The organism is Kosakonia sp. WA-90, from assembly GCF_039871955.1.
GTDB classification, from domain to species: domain Bacteria; phylum Pseudomonadota; class Gammaproteobacteria; order Enterobacterales; family Enterobacteriaceae; genus Kosakonia; species Kosakonia oryzendophytica.
Genome location: NZ_JBDPLJ010000002.1, coordinates 300,206 through 315,164 on the forward strand (window position 1 = coordinate 300,206; position 14,959 = coordinate 315,164).

Genomic DNA, 14,959 nt, shown 5'->3' on the forward strand with positions numbered 1-14,959 from the left:
GGCGACCCGCGGGTCGCCTTTTATCACAAAGCAGAAAGGTTACTGCTGAGATGCCTGAATTGCGGTCAGTGCGATGGTGTAGACGATATCGTCAACCAGCGCGCCACGGGACAGGTCGTTAACCGGTTTGCGCATGCCTTGCAGCATCGGCCCGATGGAGATCAGGTCGGCAGAACGCTGTACCGCTTTATAGGTGGTGTTACCGGTGTTCAAATCCGGGAAGATGAACACGGTAGCGCGACCGGCAACCGGGGAGTTCGGTGCTTTGGATTTTGCCACGTCAGCCATGACGGCGGCGTCGTACTGCAGCGGACCGTCGATAACCAGATCAGGACGTTTTTCCTGCGCCAGACGGGTTGCTTCACGCACTTTCTCTACATCGCTACCTGCACCGGAGTTGCCGGTGGAGTAGGAGAGCATGGCCACGCGCGGTTCGATGCCGAAGGCAATAGCAGAATCTGCAGACTGAATGGCAATTTCCGCCAGCTGTTCAGCAGTCGGATCCGGGTTGATTGCACAGTCACCGTAAACGTATACCTGTTCCGGCAGCAGCATAAAGAACACGGAGGAAACCAGTGAACTGCCCGGTGCGGTTTTGATCAACTGCAGCGGCGGACGAATGGTGTTCGCGGTGGTATGTACTGCACCGGAAACCAGACCGTCCACTTCATCCTGCTCAAGCATCAGCGTGCCGAGCACCACGTTGTCTTCCAGCTGTTCGCGGGCAACGGCTTCGGTCATACCCTTGCTCTTACGCAGCTCAACCAGACGGGCAACATAGCTTTCACGCACCACATCCGGATCGACGATTTCGATGCCCGCACCCAGTTCAACGCCTTGCGCGGCAGCAACGCGGTTAATTTCGTCCGGGTTACCCAGCAGGATACAGGTCGCGATACCGCGTTCCGCACAGATAGCGGCAGCTTTAACAGTACGCGGCTCATCACCTTCCGGCAGCACAACGCGTTTGCCGGCTTTGCGCGCCAGCTCGGTGAGCTGGTAACGGAAGGCTGGCGGAGAGAGACGGCGGCTGCGCTCGGACGTGGCGGTCAGGGAGTCGATCCACTGCGCGTTGATGTAGCTGGCCACGTATTCCTGAACGTTTTCAATACGCTCGTTGTCGTCAACCGGAACTTCCAGGTTGAAGCTCTGCAAGCTCAGGGAGGTCTGCCAGGTGTTGGTGTTCACCATAAAGACCGGCAGGCCGGTGGCGAAAGCACGTTCACACAGTTTGCGGACGCTGGCATCCATTTCGTAGCCGCCAGTCAGCAGCAGGGCACCAATTTCCACACCGTTCATTGCCGCCAGACAGGCAGCAACCAGCACATCCGGACGATCTGCAGAGGTTACCAGCAGGGAACCCGGACGGAAATGCTCCAGCATGTGCGGAATGCTACGCGCACAGAAGGTCACGGATTTCACGCGGCGGGTCTTGATGTCGCCTTCGTTAACGATGGTGGCATTCAGGTGGCGCGCCATGTCGATCGCACGGGTGGCAATCAGATCGAAGCTCCACGGTACCGCGCCCAGCAATGGCAGCGGGCTGGATTCCTGCAGTTTAGCCGGATCGATGCGCACAACTTTCGCTTTGGACGAGTCGTCGAAGATTTCAGACAGGTCCGGGCGGGTACGACCCTGTTCATCAACCGGGGCGTTCAGTTTGTTAACGATAACGCCAGTGATGTTGGTGTTTTTCGCGCCGCCGAAACTGTTGCGAGTCAGTTCGATACGCTCTTTCAGCTGTTCCTGTGTGTCAGTGCCTTGAGACATGACGAACACGATTTCAGCGTTCAGTGTTTTCGCGATTTCAAAGTTCAGCGACTGAGCGAACTGGTGTTTACGGGTCGGCACCAGGCCTTCAACCAGCACCACTTCAGCATCTTTGCTGCTTTCGTGGTAGCGCGCGATGATCTCTTCCATCAGCACGTCTTTCTGGTTGCTGGAGAGCAGCGACTCAACGTGGCTCATTTTCAGTGGTTCAGCCGCCGGCAGGCCAGAATTTGCACGCACGATAGTGGTGGTCTGGTCTGGAGCGTCGCCGCCAGCGCGCGGCTGTGCGATCGGTTTAAAGACGCTCAGACGAACGCCTTTGCGTTCCATAGCACGGATCACGCCAAGGCTGACGCTGGTCAGACCGACGCTGGTACCGGTAGGGATCAGCATAATAATACGGGACACGGTTAATCCTCTTTCGTTACCGTCATGGTTGACGGGTTACAAAACAGCACCGCCAGCATTGGCTGGCGGTGTGTGTAATCAGGCAGTCAGGCGGCTCGCGTCTTGCGCGATGACCAGCTCTTCGTTTGTTGGGATAACGATAGCCGGGCGGGTGCCTTCTTTGTTGATAAAGCCAGACTTACCAAAACGGGCAGCCAGGTTGCGCTCATGGTCAACGTCGAAGCCCAGAACGCCCAGTTTGCCGAGAGACAGTTCACGCACCATTGCTGCGTTTTCACCGATGCCGCCGGTGAAGACAACTGCGTCCAGACGACCTTCCATCAGCGCAGTGTAAGAGCCGATGTATTTCGCCAGACGGTGGCAGTACACGTCCATTGCGCGTTTCGCGTCTTCTTTATCTTTGTAGTTATCTTCCACATAACGGCAGTCACTGGTGACTTCGGTCAGGCCCAGCAGGCCAGACTCTTTGGTCAGCATTTTGTTGATAGCTTCAACGCTCATGCCCAGGGTGTCATGCAGGTGGAAAACGATAGCCGGGTCGATGTCGCCAGAACGGGTGCCCATTACCAGGCCTTCCAGCGGGGTCAGGCCCATGGAAGTATCCACGCATTTGCCGTTGCGGATAGCAGAAACAGAACCACCGTTGCCCAGATGGCAGGTGATGATGTTCAGTTCTTCTACCGGTTTGTTCAGGACTTTTGCCGCTTCCTGAGTCACATAGAAGTGGCTGGTGCCGTGTGCGCCGTAACGACGAACGCCGTGCTCTTTGTACAGTTTGTACGGCAGGGCATACAGGTAAGACTCTTCCGGCATGGTGGTGTGGAACGCGGTGTCAAACACGGCAACGTTTTTGTCTTTCAGTTTCGGGAAAGATTTCAGCGCTTCTGCGATACCGATCAAATGTGCCGGGTTGTGCAGCGGTGCAAAAGAGGCTGCATCTTTGATACCCTGGATAACAGATTCATCGATAACCACGGAGCTGGTGTATTTTTCGCCACCATGCACGATGCGGTGACCAATTGCGGTCAGCTGTGCAGACAGTTCTGGTTTTTGTGCCAGAATAGTGTTAACGATAAAGTTCAGCGCTTCGCTGTGAGCGGCACCTGCACCTAAAGCCGCTTCTTGTTTACCGCCGTCAATTTTCCATTTGATGCGTGCTTCAGGAAGATGGAAACATTCGGCTAAACCAGAAAGGTACTCGTCACCATTTGCTGCATCGATGATTGCGAATTTCAGTGAGGAGCTACCGCAGTTCAGAACCAGTACTAACTTACTCGACATGGAAGTACCTATTTATGATACGTGGCTAAAAAATGTCAGTGAGTCGCACAGCGTAGCGCAGGTTGACGCTGACATTTATGATTAACATCATGCCGCGAATACTTTCTGGCATGATGGAAGAATACAAAAATTTTAAGCTATTTTGCGCAAATTTCAGACAGTGGCATAATGAGCTTAAATTTGACGAATTTTAGTTATTCGTCTAATGACCCTGGTAAGGCTGGCACAGGATACCTGATACCTGATGCGATTGACAAAAAATTTTAACGTTGTCATTTGTAGTTGTTGTTTTGCACAAAATTTTTAATTTTTATATGTGAAGTTGAGGTAACGCCATGTCCACTTCAGAGAATCGCCCCGCCAGTTTTTTTAGTTTGTTCCGTCGGGGCCAGCATTATGCGAAGACCTGGCCAATGGAAAAGCGCCTCGCTCCGGTATTTGTTGAGAATCGCGTTATTCGTGCCACGCGTTACGCCATCCGTTTCATGCCGCCGCTGGCGGTGTTTACCCTCTGCTGGCAACTTGCGCTGGGTGGTCAGCTTGGCCCGGCTGTTGCCACCGCGGTGTTTGCGCTGAGCCTGCCGATGCAGGGGCTGTGGTGGCTGGGTAAACGCTCTGTCACGCCGCTGCCGCCCTCTATACTGCACTGGTTTTATGAAGTGCGCGGAAAACTTCAGGAAGCAGGGCAGGCACTGGCACCTGTAGAAGGTAAACCCGATTATCAGGCGTTAGCTGACACGCTTAAGCGTGCGTTTAAACAACTGGATAAAACCTTTCTGGATGATTTGTAATTTCGTCGCCAGCCAATATATAAAGAAGGCATTATCGGTATGTCTTCTTTTTTTATTTTTCATTTTGATCCATGCAACACCCCCGGCAAATCAAGAAAGCCATCGTTTTCAGCAGGTAAACTCAATACATCTTTTTTAATGCGCCGATGTGCCACAGGAGTCGAAAGATGGAAATGACCAATGCCCAACGTCTGATCTTATCCAATCAGTATAAAATGATGACCATGATGGATCCGGCCAATGCGGAACGTTATCGCCGTTTGCAAACCATCATTGAGCGCGGATATGGCCTGCAAATGCGCGAGCTGGACCGCGAATTCGGTGAGCTGAAAGAAGAAACCTGTCGCATCGTTATCGATATTATGGAGATGTATCACGCGCTGCATGTCTCCTGGGCTAACCTGAAAGACACCGCCGCCATTGATGAGCGCCGCGTCACTTTCCTCGGTTTTGACGCCGCTACGGAAGCGCGTTACCTCGGCTACGTGCGCTTTATGGTCAATGTTGAAGGGCGGTATACCCATTTCGACGCCGGAACCCACGGCTTCAACGCGCAAACTCCCATGTGGGATAAATATCAGCGCATGCTGAGCGTCTGGCACTCATGCCCGCGCCAGTACCATCTGAGCAGCAACGAAATTAATCAGATCATTAACGCCTAAGGAGGTGTGTGTGCAGTGCAAAGGATTTCTGTTTGATTTGGACGGCACGCTGGTGAACTCTCTGCCCGCCGTAGAGCGGGCATGGTGCAACTGGGCGGACAGATTTGGCATCGCACACGATGATGTGCTGAATTTCATTCACGGCAAACAAGCGATTACCTCATTGCGTCACTTTATGGCAGGCAGTTCGGAAGCGGAGATCGCTGCTGAGTTTACCCGCCTGGAAGAGATTGAAGCGTCAGACACTGACGGTATTACTCCTCTGCCTGGCGCCATTGAACTGTTGAACCATCTCGATGCCTCCGGTATCCCTTGGGCCATTGTGACGTCTGGCTCTGTACCGGTTGCCCATGCGCGCCACGGAGCCACCGGGCTGCCCACGCCAAAAGTGTTCGTTACTGCCGAACAGGTGAAGCGTGGTAAACCCGAGCCGGACGCCTATCTGCTGGGGGCGAAGCTGTTGGGGTTGCCAGCGGAGGAGTGTGTTGTGGTTGAGGATGCGGCGGCAGGCGTACTTTCCGGCCTTGCGGCAGGCTGCCACGTCATTGCGGTAAATGTACCGCCGGATGCGCCCCGGCTCGATGAAGTGGACTTCGTGCTGACACGCCTTGATGCGTTGGTGGTAGCAAAACAGTCGGATGGAACGGTGAATGTCACGCTGAAGGCCTGATCTCATGATTTAACCCCACATTTGTGGGGTTTTTTTATGGCACTATTTTCTCACTATCAACTGACAAGGATACGTTGTGAACGGTGAACTGATCTGGGTTTTGTGTCTGTTGGGTATCGCCGTTGTGCTTTTCGCAACGGGCAAAGTACGCATGGACGCGGTAGCACTGTTTGTGATTGTCGCTTTTATTCTGAGCGGCACGCTGACGCTATCGGAAGCCTTTTCCGGTTTTAGCGATCCTAACGTCATTCTGATCGCCGCACTGTTTATTATCGGCGATGGCCTGGTTCGCACTGGCGTGGCAACCAATATGGGAACCTGGCTGGTCAAAATGGCTGGCAGCAGCGAAAGTAAAATGCTGGTACTGCTGATGCTAACCGCGGCCGGACTTGGCGCCTTTATGAGCTCCACCGGCGTGGTCGCGATTTTTATCCCCGTTGTGCTCAGCGTGTCGATGCGCATGCAAACTTCTCCTTCACGTTTGATGATGCCGCTTAGTTTTGCCGGGTTAATCAGCGGCATGATGACGCTGGTTGCGACACCGCCAAACCTGGTGGTGAACAGTGAGTTACTACGCGAAGGGTTGCAGGGATTCGGTTTTTTCAGCGTCACGCCGTTAGGTCTGGTCATCCTGCTGCTCGGCATCATTTATATGCTGCTGATGCGTTTTATGCTGAAAGGCGAAGAGCAAGGTGTACTGCGCGATGGCTGGAGGCACCGCACTTTCCGCGATCTGATCAAAGAGTATCACCTTACTGGTCGTGCGCGTCGCCTGGCTATCCGTCCCGGCTCGCCGATGATTGGCCAGCGTCTTGATGATTTGCGGCTACGTGAGCGCTATGGTGCAAACATTATCGGTGTTGAGCGCTGGCGGCGTTTTCGGCGGGTGATCGTCAATGTGAATGGGGTGTCTGAATTCCGCGCCCGTGATGTGCTGTTGATTGATATGTCCGCCGCAGAGGTCGATCTGCGAGAGTTCTGTGCTGAGCAACTTTTAGAGCCGATGATCCTGCGTGGTGAATACTTCTCCGATCAGGCGCTGGATGTTGGCATGGCGGAAGTGACGCTTATTCCGGATTCAGAATTAACCGGTAAAACGGTGCGCGAAATCGGCTTTCGTACTCGCTATGGCTTGAATGTTGTGGGTCTGAAGCGCGATGGCGAAGCGCTGGAAGGAGCCGTTACGGATGAGCCCTTGCAGTTGGGTGATATCATTCTGGTGGTAGGCAACTGGAAACTGATTAGCCAGTTGGGTTCGCGCGGTCGCGATTTTGTGGTGCTGAATCTGCCTGTCGAAGAGAGCGCTGCGTCTCCGGCGCATAGCCAGGCGCCGCATGCGATCTTCTGCCTGGTGTTAATGGTGGCGCTGATGCTGACAGACGAAATTCCCAATACGGTTGCAGCGATTGTTGCCTGTTTGCTGATGGGTAAATTCCGTTGTATTGATGCTGAAAGCGCTTATAAAGCGATTCACTGGCCAAGCATTATTTTGATTGTCGGGATGATGCCCTTTGCGCTGGCGCTGCAAAAAACCGGCGGTGTGGATTTGGTGGTAAAAGGGCTGATGGATGTGGGGGGCGGTTACGGGCCGCATCTGATGCTGATTTGTCTGTTTATGATGTGTGCCTTGATCGGCCTGTTTATTTCTAATACCGCGACGGCGGTATTGATGGCGCCTATTGCGCTGGCTGCGGCAAAATCCATGGGGGTTTCGCCCTATCCGTTTGCCATGATGGTGGCGATGGCCGCGTCGGCTGCGTTTATGACGCCGGTTTCCTCACCGGTGAATACGCTGGTGCTGGGGCCTGGCAATTATCAGTTCAGCGATTTTGTTAAAATCGGTGTGCCATTCACCCTGCTGGTCATGGTGGTCTGCGCGCTGCTGATTCCGGTGCTGTTCCCATTTTGAACGGTCAGCCGGATCGCCCGGCTGACGGCTTATTAAAGCGGTGAATCTTCGCTGATTTCATCCAGCGAGAGATGAAAACTGGGTACGAACACCTGCATGAAGTAATCCATCTCCGGGCTGCGGCGGGCGTCCAATGTTTTCTCCAGACGCGTTTTTGCCAGCCCGAATTCATTATTGCCTGCGGAAAGTTCCTCCAGACATTTCAGATACGCACACAGGGCATCTGCTTGTTTAACCAGCGCTTTTTCTTCCTCGCTGTAGTGACGTTCATCGATCAGCGGGGTAAATACGTCCCGCAGCTCTTCCGGAATCATTTCAACCAGTTTTTGTTGGGCAATTTTCTCAATGGCTTTGTATTCCTGCGCAATCTGCGAGTTGAAATACTTCACTGGCGTAGGGAGATCCCCGGTCAGCACTTCCGAGGCATCGTGATACATCGCCAACAGTGCAATACGCTCGGCATTTACCTGTCCGTTGAATTTGCGGTTTTTGATCACCGCCAACGCATGGGCGACCATTGCCACCTGCAGGCTATGCTCTGACACGTTTTCCGTGCGTACGTTGCGCATCAGCGGCCAGCGATTGATGAGTTTAAGGCGGGAAAGATGCGCGAAGAAATGACTCTGACTCATAGTTAACCTTGTCTGTGACTGCGACCTGAGTCATTGTGCGCAGAGAGTGGGGGAAGATGCAAATCTGCCCCCAACGGCTCTTACTGATGATAACCGGAAAGGAAACGACCGAAACGGGTGATTGCCATCTCCAGATCGTCTTCACGTGGTAGGGTCACAATACGGACGTGATCCGGCCACGGCCAGTTGAATGCTGACCCTTGTACCAGCAGCACTTTTTCTTGCAGGAGGAAGTCGAGCACCATTTTCTGGTCGTCATGAATATTAAAGCGTTTTGCGTCAATTTTCGGGAACATATACAACGCGCCGTTTGGCTTCACGCAGGAAACGCCCGGAATGTCGTTGATCAACTCCCAGGCGCGGTTACGCTGCTCGTACAGACGGCCGCCCGGCACAATAAACTCGCTAATGCTCTGGTAACCGCCAAGCGCTGTCTGAATGGCGTGCTGTGCAGGTACGTTAGCGCACAGGCGCATTGAGGCCAGCATTTCCAGCCCTTCAATATAGCCTTTGGCGTGTTTTTTCGGCCCGCTGAGTACCATCCAGCCCTGACGGAAACCCGCAACCCGATACGTTTTCGACAGGCCGTTAAACGTGATGGTAAACAGATCCGGTGCCAGCGCGGCAATCGAGTGATGTTCGGCGTCGTCGTAGAGGATTTTGTCGTAGATTTCGTCAGCAAAAATGATCAGGTTGTGCTGACGCGCAATCTCAACGATCTCCATCAGCAGCTCTTTTGAGTAAACCGCGCCGGTAGGGTTATTGGGGTTGATGATCACAATACCGCGTGTGCGGGGAGTAATTTTCGCGCGGATATCGTCGAGATCGGGGAACCAGCCCGATGATTCATCACATAAGTAGTGCACCGCTTTCCCGCTGGAGAGTGATACGGCGGCGGTCCACAGTGGGTAGTCCGGCGCAGGAACCAGCATTTCATCGCCACTGTTCAGCAGTGCCTGCATGGACTGCACAATCAGTTCAGAAACACCATTGCCTATATAAATGTCTTCGACAGTGACTTCGCGCATCCCGCGCGCCTGATAGTGCTGCATGATTGCTTTGCGGGCGGAGTACAGCCCTTTTGAATCACAGTAACCTTGCGCACCTGGCAGATTACGAATCACATCGACCAGTATTTCATCCGGCGCCTCAAAGCCAAAGGGGGCTGGGTTGCCGATGTTAAGTTTAAGAACCTTATTGCCTTCTTCTTCCAGGCGCTTTGCTTCTTTCAGAACCGGGCCACGGATGTCGTAACAGACGTTATCTAATTTGCTGGATTTTTCGATGGAGGACATGAACCTTTGACCTTTTAGCTAGAATTTGTCACTGCCTGCCGTGGAAGTGAGCACGGAACAATGTACTCCCACGTCCGCACGTTTTGAAGGGTCAGCAGGAGAAGATTTTGTCTTAACTCATTTTGTGTTAACGGCTTTTTAACTGTCTCTTTGACTTTTCATCTGTTAATTAAACTGTTTTTTAACTGACGAATGGTTGTTGGTGTTGGTATCATGCTTTTATCTATTATTTTGTGTTGTTAAAATCCATTTGTTTAGTATGTGTTTGGCATGACGGAGCCATGGCCGCGGAGTTTTGGCGTAAAATCTGAATGAGGGTACGGGGTATTCATCATTTCTGGTAGGGGAAGGGGAGCACTGTGAACGCAATGTTAAGCGTTATTAATAGTTGGACTGTTCTTCAAATAATAGCTATTTAATATTGAGAATAGGAACTATGACTATCATTAATATTAATATAACTAAGTTGGGTGTCATGTCATTTTTTATCTTCAGATTATCCTTAATAACGCTTATAAATATAAGGGTTTTAGGTTAAACTTAGAGGTGTCGGAAATGGTTCATAAGCAAAAGGCCTTGCTTTTTCTGTGGGATATTTCTTAATTTTAGTTGATTGTTATTCATGGTTTTTACTCCCAATCAGTCATATGAACTGGTTGTATATGATGCCTGTGCTATGTATGACCGCGAATGTTGCGTGAAAATGTTTTTCTTTAAAAGGATTAACACATTTTGGCATGGTTTATATATCTAAAAGGAATGGGAGTATGCAAAATAAAGTCATCAAGTTCAGCCTGCCTTAGACAGCGAACTATTAACACAGAACTTAAAGTCAGGGTGATACTGGTCTTGACTTTGCAGGATGCACTTTTTAAATGGAATTACTTAATCTTACGAGCACAGCATAAACCCGGGTAACTCCGCGCGAGCAACCCGTAAGTGAAAAATTATGATAAATGCAAATCGTCCGATACTGAATCTCGACCTCGATCTGCTGAGAACATTCGTTGCGGTCGCTGATCTTAACACCTTTGCTGCGGCGGCTGCTGCAGTTTGTCGCACCCAGTCTGCCGTAAGTCAGCAAATGCAGCGGCTGGAGCAGTTAGTGGGAAAAGAACTTTTTGCCCGCCATGGTCGTAATAAGCTCTTGACCGAGCATGGTATTCAGTTACTGGGCTATGCAAGAAAGATTTTACGGTTCAATGATGAAGCCTGTACGTCGTTGATGTTCAGCAATCTTCAGGGGGTACTCACTATTGGCGCTTCGGATGAATCCGCCGATACTATTCTGCCGTTTTTGCTTAATCGTATAAGCTCGGTATACCCGAAACTGGCGCTTGATGTTCGTGTCAAACGTAACCCTCTCTCTGGCGATCGACTGCAGGATCATGACGTTGATCTTGTGGTGACGACCCATCGCTCCGGGCAATTCGATGCCATGACGCTACGCACCTCACCCACTCACTGGTACTGTTCGGCTGAATATGTGCTGCAAAAAGGTGAAGCGGTGCCGCTGGTATTGCTGGATGAGCCCAGCGCCTTTCGCGATATGGTGATCAACGCATTAAATGATGCCGATATTCCCTGGCGGATGGCTTATGTTGCCTCCACGCTTTCTGCCGTTAAAGCGGCGGTAAAAGCGGGGCTGGGTGTAACCGCGCGACCGGTGGAAATGATGAGTCCGGAATTGCGCGTGTTAGGGCGAACGGATGGTTTGCCGATGCTGCCCGATACGGAATACTTGCTTTGCTATAACCCGCATAGCCAGAATGAGCTGGCGCAGGTTATTTTCCAGGCGATGGAGCATTATCAGAATCCGTGGCATTACGGCAGCAGTACCACCGAAGGGGGAGGTGACTCTCTCATTATTGAAGGGGACTTTGGATAACATTCGTTCCAAAATCTCGTAACAAAATGTAAGTGCAAAAATGAACCTCTGACGGGAAAAGTAATGCCATTGGTTCATTTTTTGAACAAATAATGATCAATTGAATTATTGGTCAAATAAATGATTATTTTTTTCAATACGTTAATCCCCTTCACAGCAAAGTATCCCTTTATCAACTATAGTTTTTCATGCCTTCTGTTCATGTTAAAAATCGCACCGGATTGTTGCTGTTTTTAGTGATGAATTAACAAAAGCGTGTCACAGATCAAGAAAATACTCCCGCAGAGGGGGAGGAATCCGGACAAAATCCTGTCAAAATGGGAGAGTAATGTTTATGAAAACTCACAACGGACACGATTCAACACCGGTTTTTTTTTCGGTAAAGCGCGACGCTGAACACGAAAACGGCATTAAATGTTAATGGATTGCTGCCGATGTAAACTAATGTGAGTAAACTTTTGTTAAAGTTGACAAAAGGTTATAGAAAGGAGTAAAAACCCACATCGTTTAGCTGTACTTGCTATTTACACAGTAAATGTGTGGTTTTTTATTCCTCCCCGTGAATCGATGTGGCGTCATCTGCCAGCAAGAGCAGAGGTTTTAACGCTACCTTTTGAGTTAAGCAATGCGTATGTCAACATCCACTGAAATCATCGCTCATCATTGGGCATTCGCTATCTTTCTTATTGTCGCCATTGGCTTGTGCTGCTTCATGCTGATTGGCGGTCGGTTTTTAGGCGGTCGCGCGCGCGCGAGGCACAAAAACGTTCCTTTCGAATCGGGTATCGATTCTGTCGGTTCCGCTCGTTTACGCCTGTCTGCCAAGTTCTATCTGGTGGCCATGTTCTTCGTCATCTTCGACGTTGAAGCGCTCTACTTATTCGCATGGTCAACCTCCATTCGCGAGAGTGGTTGGGTCGGTTTTGTCGAAGCCGCAATTTTCATTTTAGTGCTGCTGGCTGGTCTCGTTTATCTGGTGCGTATTGGTGCGCTGGACTGGACGCCCGCGCGTTCGCGCCGCGAGCTCATGAACCCAGAGACTAACAGCTACACTGATCGTCAACGCTAACCGCGAGGCAATAAGATGGATTATACGCTCACCCGCATAGATCCTAACGGTGAGAACGACCGTTACCCCCTGCAAAAACAGGAGATCGTAACCGACCCCCTGGAACAAGAGATCAACCGTAGTGTGTATATGGGCAAGCTCGAAAATGCCCTGCACGATATGGTGAACTGGGGCCGTAAAAACTCAATTTGGCCTTATAACTTTGGCCTTTCATGTTGCTATGTAGAGATGGTGACGTCGTTTACTGCGGTACACGACGTTGCGCGTTTTGGTGCAGAAGTACTGCGCGCCTCTCCTCGTCAGGCCGACCTGATGGTGGTGGCGGGTACCTGTTTTACCAAGATGGCGCCGGTTATCCAGCGTCTTTACGACCAGATGCTCGAGCCGAAGTGGGTTATCTCCATGGGAGCCTGCGCAAACTCCGGTGGTATGTACGACATCTATTCTGTTGTGCAGGGCGTCGACAAATTTATCCCGGTGGATGTTTACATCCCGGGCTGCCCGCCGCGTCCTGAAGCCTATATGCAGGCGCTGATGCTGTTGCAGGAGTCGATTGGCAAAGAACGTCGCCCGCTCTCATGGGTGGTCGGCGATCAGGGCGTTTACCGCGCCAATATGCAGTCTGAACGCGACCGTAAGCGTGGCGAACGCATTGCCGTTACCAATCTGCGTACGCCGGACGAGATTTAATTTGCGCCTGCGGGTAATGGAAGAAACTTCGCATTTCAATAATCCAATAACGCGAAGCCATACCTGACAGTCACCACGGACCCTTTGCAATGGTGAACAATATGACCGATTTAACTGCGCAAGAAGCCGCATGGCAGACCCGGGATCATTTGGATGATCCGGTCATTGGCGAATTGCGCAACCGTTTTGGGCCGGATGCCTTTACCGTTCAGGCGACCCGCACCGGGGTACCCGTAGTCTGGGTTAAGCGTGAGCAATTACTGGAAGTTTTCGATTTTTTAAAGAAACTGCCGAAGCCTTACGTCATGCTGTTCGACCTGCACGGCATGGACGAACGTCTGCGCACCCACCGCGCTGGTTTGCCCGCCGCGGATTTTTCCGTTTTCTATCACCTGATCTCTATCGATCGCAACCGCGACATCATGTTGAAGGTGGCACTGGCTGAAAACGATCTGAACGTGCCGACGATGACCAAAATCTTCCCGAACGCCAACTGGTACGAGCGTGAAACCTGGGAGATGTTTGGTATCACCTTTAACGGTCATCCGCATTTGACGCGCATTATGATGCCGCAGACCTGGACGGGTCACCCATTGCGTAAAGATTACCCGGCGCGCGCCACCGAATTCGATCCGTTTGAGCTGACGAAAGCCAAGCAGGATCTGGAAATGGAGTCGCTGACCTTTAAACCGGAAGACTGGGGTATGAAGCGCGGCACCGACAATGAGGACTTTATGTTCCTCAACCTCGGCCCGAACCACCCCTCCGCGCACGGTGCATTCCGCATTATTCTGCAACTGGATGGCGAAGAGATCGTCGATTGCGTACCGGACATCGGTTACCACCATCGCGGTGCGGAAAAAATGGGTGAGCGCCAGTCCTGGCACAGCTACATTCCTTATACCGACCGTATCGAGTACCTCGGCGGCTGCGTTAACGAAATGCCTTACGTGCTGGCGGTGGAAAAACTGGCGGGCATTACGGTGCCGGATCGCGTTAACGTCATCCGTGTGATGCTTTCTGAGTTGTTCCGCATCAACAGCCACTTGCTCTATATCTCAACCTTTATTCAGGACGTAGGCGCGATGACGCCGGTGTTCTTCGCCTTTACCGATCGTCAAAAAATCTACGATCTGGTGGAAGCCATTACCGGTTTCCGTATGCACCCGGCCTGGTTCCGCATCGGCGGTGTAGCGCACGATCTGCCGCGCGGTTGGGATCGACTGCTGCGCGAGTTCCTCGACTGGATGCCAAAACGTCTGGCTTCCTATGAGAAGGCGGCGCTGCGTAACACCATTCTGAAAGGCCGCTCGCAGGGCGTTGCCGCTTACGGCGCAAAAGAGGCGCTGGAGTGGGGCACCACCGGTGCTGGCCTGCGTGCGACCGGTATTGACTTTGACGTGCGTAAAGCACGTCCGTACTCCGGTTACGAGAACTTTGACTTTGAAGTGCCGGTGGGCGGCGGCGTCAGCGACTGTTACACCCGCGTGATGCTGAAAGTTGAAGAGCTGCGCCAGAGCCTGCGTATCCTTGAGCAGTGCCTGAACAACATGCCGGAAGGCCCGTTCAAAGCGGATCATCCGCTGACGACGCCGCCGCCGAAAGAGCGCACGCTGCAACATATCGAAACCCTGATTACTCACTTCCTGCAGGTCTCGTGGGGACCGGTGATGCCGGCAAACGAATCCTTCCAGATGATCGAGGCAACCAAGGGTATTAACAGTTACTACCTGACCAGCGATGGCAGCACCATGAGCTACCGTACTCGCGTTCGTACACCGAGCTTTGCGCACCTGCAGCAAATCCCGTCGGCGATCCGCGGCAGCCTGGTCTCCGACCTTATCGTTTATCTGGGTAGTATCGATTTTGTTATGTCAGATGTGGACCGCTAATT

At 51.9% G+C, this 14,959-nt stretch carries 12 protein-coding genes; 8 read left to right on the plus strand and 4 right to left on the minus strand.

From position 1 onward, the window contains the following. Positions 1–39 precede the first annotated feature (39 nt). Both pta and ackA read right to left on the minus strand, forming a co-directional pair. The gene (gene pta, locus ABGA49_RS04685; RefSeq protein WP_061493914.1) at positions 40–2,178 is read right to left on the minus strand and encodes a phosphate acetyltransferase; all 2,139 of its coding nucleotides are present in this window, start codon (positions 2,176–2,178) and stop codon (positions 40–42) included. Positions 2,179–2,256: 78 nt separating this feature from the next. Then, the gene (gene ackA, locus ABGA49_RS04690; protein WP_061493915.1) at positions 2,257–3,459 is read right to left on the minus strand and encodes an acetate kinase; all 1,203 of its coding nucleotides are present in this window, start codon (positions 3,457–3,459) and stop codon (positions 2,257–2,259) included. 335 nt (positions 3,460–3,794) lie between these two features. On the opposite strand from ackA, the gene yfbV reads away from it, so the two are divergent. The 4 genes from yfbV (at position 3,795) to ABGA49_RS04710 (ending at position 7,491) form a co-directional block, all read left to right on the plus strand. Then, the gene (gene yfbV, locus ABGA49_RS04695; RefSeq protein ID WP_061493916.1) at positions 3,795–4,250 is read left to right on the plus strand and encodes a terminus macrodomain insulation protein YfbV; all 456 of its coding nucleotides are present in this window, start codon (positions 3,795–3,797) and stop codon (positions 4,248–4,250) included. Between the two features lie 167 nt (positions 4,251–4,417). Further along, positions 4,418–4,912 carry a YfbU family protein gene (locus tag ABGA49_RS04700; RefSeq protein WP_061493917.1) on the plus strand — a complete coding sequence of 165 codons (495 nt, stop codon included), beginning with the start codon at positions 4,418–4,420 and terminating at the stop codon, positions 4,910–4,912. Then, complete coding sequence (locus ABGA49_RS04705) at positions 4,893–5,582, plus strand: sugar phosphatase (protein ID WP_276326301.1); 690 nt, start codon at positions 4,893–4,895, stop codon at positions 5,580–5,582. Before ABGA49_RS04700 ends, ABGA49_RS04705 begins: the two co-directional genes overlap by 20 nt. 76 nt (positions 5,583–5,658) lie before the next feature. Then, a complete protein-coding gene (locus ABGA49_RS04710) occupies positions 5,659–7,491 on the plus strand; it encodes an SLC13 family permease (protein WP_061493919.1) in 1,833 nt (610 codons plus the stop codon). Positions 7,492–7,523: 32 nt separating this feature from the next. Here ABGA49_RS04710 and yfbR read toward each other — a convergent pair whose 3' ends face one another. Both yfbR and alaA read right to left on the minus strand, forming a co-directional pair. After that, positions 7,524–8,123, minus strand: a complete 600-nt coding sequence (yfbR, locus tag ABGA49_RS04715; protein ID WP_061493920.1) for a 5'-deoxynucleotidase — start codon at positions 8,121–8,123, stop codon at positions 7,524–7,526. A gap of 80 nt (positions 8,124–8,203) precedes the next feature. After that, positions 8,204–9,418: an alanine transaminase AlaA gene (gene alaA, locus ABGA49_RS04720; RefSeq protein ID WP_061493921.1), complete on the minus strand. Its 1,215-nt coding sequence runs from the start codon at positions 9,416–9,418 to the stop codon at positions 8,204–8,206. A gap of 949 nt (positions 9,419–10,367) precedes the next feature. Here alaA and lrhA point away from each other — a divergent pair. The 4 genes from lrhA (at position 10,368) to nuoC (ending at position 14,957) form a co-directional block, all read left to right on the plus strand. Next, entirely contained in the window at positions 10,368–11,306 is a 939-nt protein-coding gene (gene lrhA / locus ABGA49_RS04725; protein WP_061493922.1) for a transcriptional regulator LrhA, read from the plus strand. Between the two features lie 625 nt (positions 11,307–11,931). Continuing rightward, positions 11,932–12,375 (plus strand): NADH-quinone oxidoreductase subunit NuoA, encoded by a 444-nt coding sequence (nuoA, locus tag ABGA49_RS04730; RefSeq protein ID WP_061493923.1) that lies wholly within the window; start codon positions 11,932–11,934, stop codon positions 12,373–12,375. Positions 12,376–12,390: 15 nt separating this feature from the next. Next, positions 12,391–13,065 carry an NADH-quinone oxidoreductase subunit NuoB gene (gene nuoB / locus ABGA49_RS04735; protein WP_007371088.1) on the plus strand — a complete coding sequence of 225 codons (675 nt, stop codon included), beginning with the start codon at positions 12,391–12,393 and terminating at the stop codon, positions 13,063–13,065. An 89-nt stretch (positions 13,066–13,154) separates the two neighbouring features. After that, positions 13,155–14,957 carry an NADH-quinone oxidoreductase subunit C/D gene (nuoC, locus tag ABGA49_RS04740; protein WP_088238123.1) on the plus strand — a complete coding sequence of 601 codons (1,803 nt, stop codon included), beginning with the start codon at positions 13,155–13,157 and terminating at the stop codon, positions 14,955–14,957. Positions 14,958–14,959: the final 2 nt, after the last annotated feature.